The 5,010-nt window shown below is 68.7% G+C and carries 3 protein-coding genes; all 3 read right to left on the reverse strand.

Annotation, left to right across the window (positions count from 1 at the left end):
- On the reverse strand, positions 1-173 hold a 173-nt coding region (locus ACH4F2_RS35040), incomplete at its 3' end, for a LacI family DNA-binding transcriptional regulator (RefSeq protein ID WP_391972366.1).
- 74 nt (positions 174-247) lie between these two features.
- Entirely contained in the window at positions 248-4,537 is a 4,290-nt protein-coding gene (locus tag ACH4F2_RS35045; protein ID WP_398136728.1) for a discoidin domain-containing protein, read from the reverse strand.
- Positions 4,538-4,849: 312 nt separating this feature from the next.
- Positions 4,850-5,010 (reverse strand): substrate-binding domain-containing protein (locus ACH4F2_RS35050; RefSeq protein WP_398136729.1); only part of this gene is annotated, 161 nt, incomplete at its 5' end.

The following is a 5,010-nucleotide window of genomic DNA, read 5'->3' on the forward strand; positions in this document are numbered from 1 at the left end:
CGTGCGCGCTCACCCCGCAGCTGCGTCGGCCGCTCGTAGCCCAGCACGTCCAACGCGCTCAGCACGGACTGCCGGGTCGCCTCGGAAACACCGGGTTTGTCGTTGAGTACCCGGCTGACCGTGGCCTCGCTGACCCCAACCTTCTTCGCTACTTGAGCAAGTCGTCGCGTCACATGCGCAAGACTAGCGCAAGCCTCGCAAGAGGCTTGCGCCAGTCAGTGACCAGTCCGACAAAGTCAGGGCGGGTCTAAGGGTTGCGGACGATCTTGAAGGTGGACGTTGTGTTCCTGATGTCCACGGCGTTGTCGCTGAGCCTCAGCCCGTTGAAGGTGACCTCACCGACCGCCGGGCCCTGCCCCGACTCGGGCATCTCGTTGGCCCAGAGGCCGAAGCCCGACTTGGCGTCGAACGCGTCACCGCTCTTGCGCGCGCCCGAGATGGTGACATCGGTGAAGACCGTGTCCTTGATCGGGAACTGCGGCTGCCCTCCCGCGTAGTTCGTCTGGAACATGATGCCGCTGTAGGTCGGGTCGACGATGTCGACGTTGCTGACCCGGATGCCCTGGAACACCTTGGACGCCGAGAACACCCAGATGCCCGGGAAGGTCTGCCCTCCCCAGAAGTGGCCGCCGGCCCGGACGATCGAGATGTTCTCGAAGGTCGTGGGATCCGTGCCGAAGCCGTTCATCGGATAGCCGAAGTCGAGCGAGCTGATGGTGATGCCCGAGTAGACCAGGGTGTCCGCGATGTGGATGTTGCGGAAGGTGTTGTTGTAGCCGCCGTAGACGGCGAGGCCCGCGGCGCGCCAGGTCAGCGTCGTCGTCAGGTTCTCGTACAGGTTGTTCTTCATGTCCGCGCCGCCCGCGTCGATCGCGGAGAACAGCGCGAAGCTGTCGTCACCGGTCGCCCGGGCGTCGTTGTTGGAGACGAGGTTGTCGGTCGAGCCGTTGGTCATGTTGACGCCGTCGGCGAACATGTTGCGGATCCGGGAGTTCTTGATCGTGACCCGGTCCGTGTTGGCGCCCCAGTAGAGGCACACCATGTGCTCGTTCCAGATGTTGTCGATCACGATGTCCGACACGTTGGAGAAGTCGAACACCTTGCCCGGCCCGTCGACGCGGCTGGTGTAGTTGCCGAAGTAGGCGAAGTTCGCGAACGAGGAGCCCTTCGCCGTCGCGTCGGCCCGGAAGCCGACGTCGGTGTTGTCCTGCGTCGTGGGCGCGTGGAACTGTGTGAACCACGGGCCCGCGCCGACCACCTTGACCGCCTTGCCGTACACCTGGAACTTGCTCGACGTCTGGTAGTCACCCGGCGGCAGGTACACGCCGACGAGCTTGCCCGTGGTGTCCATGCGGACGCGGTCGAGGGTGTTCTGCACGTCCTGGTGCGTGAATCCGGCGGGCACGGCGTACGCCGCCGGGTCCGGGTTGGGCACCGGCGCGACCTGCTCCAGGTTGACGAAGTCGATCGCGTAGTCGGTGCTGTTCGAGGCGTCCTTCTGCAACCGGACCTTGCTGCCGGCCGGGACGGTCTCGCCCAGCATGATGTGCGCCTCGTCGTAGATGTGACGCGGCGCGCCCGCGCTCGGCGAGTTGCCCGGCGATGCCTCGGCACCGTAGAGCCAGGCGTACTCCGACGTGAGCGGGAGCGCCTTCTTCATGACGCCGTCGACGTAGACGTTGATGGTGGAGTCGATGCCGCCGCCACCCGGCGCGTCCGGGATCGAGAAGCGGGTCACGAGGGTGTTGGTCTCCGCCTTCGTGGTGAACTCCACGAACTCACCGGTCGCGTCGAGGTGCACGGCCTTGCGGCCGGACGCCTCGCCCGCGATGTCGCCGACGGTCCGGTCGGGCCCGACCACCTTGGCGCCGCCGCCGACCGTGCCGTCCTCCGCCTCGTACATGTCGTACGGCATGTCGGCGCCGCGCCCGACGAACAGCGGCTGCGTGGAGGTGTTGTTCTCCCGTTTGACCGGCAGCTCGTTCGCGTCGTCGGCTACCTCGACCCTCAGGGTGTACGAGCCGTCGGCCGCCTTCCAGGTGCCGAGGTCCACCGCGGGGCTCGCCGAACCGGCGGCGATGACTCCGTCGTGCGCGCCGGTCAGGGACTTGACGGTGGCGCCCTTGGAGTCGACGATGCCGATCTTCACGGCGTGGCTGCCGCCCGCCGAGTCCCGGGTGCCCTGGTTCCTCAGCGCGACCTCGAAGGTCACGTCGTCACCGGCGGCCGGGCTGGAGGGAGTGGTGGTGACCGCGGCGGCCACCAGGTCGGAGCTCTGGACCGGCTTGACCACCAGCGGTTCGGGCCGGGTGTAGGTGTTGTTGGTCTCGTTCTGCTCGGTGATCTCGTTCGCCTCGTCGGCGACGGCGCTCAGCTCGTAGGAGCCGGCGTCGCGGGCTCCGATGGAGGCGCTGACCGTGCTCTGCGCACCGGCCCTCAGCGCGCCGACCTCCGCGGTGGCGACCTTGGTGTCGCCGAGGCGCAGGGCGACCTCGCCCGCCGGGGCGTTTGCCGGGCCGCTGTTGCGGACGGTGGCGGACACGGTGATCCGGTCCGACTCCACGGGGGAGGCGGGCGAGGCGGTCAGCTCCGTCACCTCCAGGTCGGGGTTGGGCGCGGGGGCGCCGATCACCTGGAACTCGGCGATCTGTCCGGCCGTGGACCCGCTGTTGGCGGTGAACTTGAGCTGGACGTCCGCGACCCGGTCGCCGACGGGTATGGACACGCTGTTGCCGCCGCTCGCCGGGTCGAAGGCATAGTCCTTCGCGGCCACCAGGCTGCTGAAACCGGACGCGTCCTGCTCGCGGCCCAGCACCTCGATCCTCTGGATGCGCTTCGACCAGCTGTTGTCCGGATTCAGCTGGAGGACGACCCGGTCGACGTCCGCGTTGGCGCCCAGACTGAGGGTGAGCGTGTTCGGGTACCTCCCGGCCGCCCCCTCCCAGTAGGTCGAGGTGCTGTTGTCGTTGGCGTTCTCGGCGACGTAGGTGTGGATGACGGAGGAGGCGCTGATCGGCTTGCCGACGGCCATGTTCGAGCCGCCGCCGGTGCCGGCGCGGGTCACGGCGTTGCTGTCGCCCGACTCGTTGCCGGCCGCGTCCTTCGCCCGCACGAAGTAGGTGACGTTCGCGGACGCCGGCTGGGTGTCGGTGTAGGTCGTCACGTCACCGGCGACGCTCTTGCGGAGCTGGTTGTCGGCGTAGACGTCGTAGGCGGTGACGCCCTTGTCGTCCGCCGAGGCGTCCCAGGTCAGCTTGATCTGCCCGGCGGCCGGCTCGGTGAGGGCCAGGTTCGCGGGCGCGGTGGGTGCCTGCGTGTCGCCGGTGTCGGCGCGCCGGGTGACCGAGTTGCTGTTCGCCGACTGGTTGCCGGCCGCGTCCCTGGCCCGCACGTAATAGGTGACGGTCGTGCCCGCCGGCCGGGTGTCGGTGTACGTGGTGACGTCGCCCGCGACCGACGTCAGCAGGTCGCCGTTGGCGTAGATGTCGTAGCCGGTGACCGCCGTGTCGTCGGTGGCCTTGCTCCAGGTCAGTCTGACCTGACCCGTCGCCGGCTCGGTGAGGGAGAGGTTCGCCGGCGCGGTCGGGGCCCGGGTGTCACCGGTCGCCGGGCCGTAGACCTCCAGCTCGGAGACCTGGGCGGCCGGATGACCCGTGTTGGCCGTCACCAGGACGCGCACGTGGCGCGTGGTGGTCGCGTCGAAGGCGATCGTGGCCGACTGACCGCCCGCCACGTCGAAGGCGTACGCCTTGGGCGCGGTCAGGTCGGTGAAGTCCGAGCCGTTGTCACTGGCCTGGATCTTCAGGGTCTGGCTGCGGGCCGGCCAGCCGTCGGGCAGCCGCAGCACGACGCGGTCGACGCGGCGGGAGGAGCCGAGGTCCGCCTGGAGCCACTGCGGCAGGTCGTTGCCGGCGCTCTCCCAGTAGGTGGCCTTGTTGGCGTCGTTGCCGTTGCCGGCGGTGTACGGCCCGTTGGAACTGCTCGACGTCAGCGTGCGTCCGGCGGCGAGATTCGCGGACGACTCCCCGGCCGCGTGGACCTCCAGTTCGGAGAGCTGGGCCGCCTGCCACCCGGTGTTCGCGGTGATACTGATCCGCACGTAGCGCGTCTGGGTGGCGGGGAAGCGCACGGTGACCGTGTTGCCCGACCCCGGGCTGAAGGTGTACTCGGCCGAGCTCTTCAGCGTGCTGAAGCTGGTGCCGTCCGCGCTGCCCTGCACGGAGAGCGTCTGGTCGCGGCTCTCCCAGCCGGCCGGCAGTCTCAGGACGACCTCGTCGATCCGCTCGGTGGCACCGAGGTCGGTCTGCACCCACTGGGGCAGGCTGCCGCCGCCGCTCTGCCAGTACGAACCCTGGTTGCCGTCGGTGATGTTGGCGGCGCCGTACTCGCCGTGCGAGCTGCTCGCCGCCGTGGCGTCCCCCACGGCGATGTTGGGTCCACCGGCTGCCGAGGCCGACAGCAGCGGTCCTCCCAACGCCAGGAGACTGGTCGCGACCACGGTGCACAGGGCACGCGATCTCCAGTTCCGGTTTCTCATCTGTCCTCGATCTCCGCCTCGCACCGCATGGCCACGAGGCACGGCTCAGTCGGATGCGCTCATCAAGAAGACACTCAATGTGCTCTGTGATTTACGTTGAGCGCTCAGAGAGTTGCAGAGAACTGTCGGGCCGTCCACAGACGGGGCAGCGCGATCTCAGCCCAGAGCGAGGTGGGGTGTTCTCGGTGGGACCGGGTGGGTCTCCGGCGATGCCCCGGATCAGGCGCTTTCACTGGCTGCGTCGGGTAGCCGCAAACCACTGCCATTTCCCGCAAGGAACTTGCGGGTCAGAGCCGGGGTTGAGTGTCCCGCCTACCGGGCGGCTGCCTGTGCGGTGGAGCCGCGGACGACGAGTTCGGGTTCGAAGAGCAGCTCTCCGTGGGGGACTTCGGTGCCCTGGATCTGGGTGCAGAGGAGGTCGACGGCGGCGCGTCCCATGGCCTCGATGGGCTGGCGGACGGTGGTGAGCGGGG

It is taken from the genome of Streptomyces sp. NPDC017890, from assembly GCF_044328675.1.
GTDB lineage: Bacteria > Actinomycetota > Actinomycetes > Streptomycetales > Streptomycetaceae > Streptomyces.

Excerpts from the sequence above, each read along its gene's own strand:
- ACH4F2_RS35045 (WP_398136728.1), bottom strand. The coding sequence starts at position 4,537 with ATGAGAAACCGGAACTGGAGATCGCGTGCCCTGTGCACCGTGGTCGCG.